Consider the following 1342-nt stretch of genomic DNA (forward strand, 5'->3'; position numbering starts at 1 on the left):
GCTCAGCGCGGTCGCAGGGCGTGCCGGAGCGGGCGGGCGCGCTGCTGCGCCGGGCGCTCGCCGAGCCGCCGGAGCCGGCGCTGCGCGCGACCGTCCTGCGCGAGCTGGGAGCGACCGAGCTGACGCTGCTCGACGGCGCGGCCGCCGCGCACCTCGGCGAGGCGCTCGCGGCCGAGCGCGATCCCGCGCAGCGCGCCGAGATCGCCGTCGAGCTTGGCTTCGCGCACTACACCGCGGGCAGCCACGGCGACGCGGTCGACGTGCTGCTGGCGACGATCGAGGAGGTCGAGTCCGACCCGCGGCTGCGCGAGCAGCGACTGCGGCTGGAGGGCGTGCTCGCGCTCGCCGGCCGCTACGACCTGCGCACCGAGACGCGCGTGCGCGGCCGCGTCGCGCGGCTCGCGGCCGGCCTTGCCGGGGAGACGCCGGGAGAGCGCCTCGTGCGCGCGGTCGCGGCGAGCGAGTCGCCCGGCGAGACCGCCGCCGAGCTGGCGCGCGCGACCGAGCTGGCGGCGTGGTCGCTCGACGCGCCGCGGCCGTGGCCCGACCCGACCGCCGGCGTCGGCGAGGCGGCGATGTTCCTGCACGCCGGCCGGCCCGCGGCGGCCGCGGAGGTCGTCGAGCGGATCGTCGCGCAGGCCGCTCGCGAGGGTTCGCAGATCCGCTACGCGATGGGCCTGGCGACGCGCGGCGTCGTCGCGCTCGACGTCGGCGACCTGCGCACCGCCGAGGCCGAGCTGGCGACCGCGCTCGACGCGCTGGCGGAGGCGCGCGCCGAGCGGATGGCGCGCACGACGGTCGCGTTCCACGCGATGGCGCTCGCGGAGCGCGGCGCGCTCGACCGTGCCGAGGCGGCGCTGGAGCAGCACGGGCTGACCGGCGCGGTGCCGGAGCAGATGCTGTTCAACCCGCTGCTGTTCATGCGCGGTCAGCTGCGGCTCGCGCAGCGGCGCGCGGTCGAGGCGGAGGCCGACTTCCGCGAGCTGGGCCGCCGCCACGAGCGCTGGGAGATGACGCGGCCGTCGCCGCCGTGGCGGTCGGCCTGCGCGCTGGCGCTGATCGCACAGGGCGAGCCGGCGCAGGCGCGAGTGCTGGCGGCGGCGGAGCTGCCGCTCGCACGGCGCTGGGACACGCCGAAGGCGATCGCGTACACGACGCGCGCGCTCGCGCTCGCCGACGCCGATGGCGATGGCGACGCGCGGATCGACGGGCTCACCGCCGCCGTCGCGCTGCTCGACGGGACGCCGTGGCGCCTCGACCGCGCCCGCGCGCGCGTCGACCTCGGCGGGGCGCTGCGGCGGGCCGGGCAGCGGCGCGCGGCGCGCGAGGCGCTCGCGCTGGC

1 pseudogene is annotated in these 1342 nt (G+C 79.7%); it reads left to right on the forward strand.

Annotated features, from left to right (window positions below):
- Positions 1 to 20: 20 nt before the first annotated feature.
- Positions 21 to 1342, forward strand: a pseudogene (locus R7226_RS31450) (hypothetical protein); the annotation flags it as partial.

It is taken from the genome of Conexibacter stalactiti (genome assembly GCF_033542075.1).
In the GTDB taxonomy this organism is placed as follows: Bacteria; Actinomycetota; Thermoleophilia; order Solirubrobacterales; family Solirubrobacteraceae; genus Conexibacter; species Conexibacter stalactiti.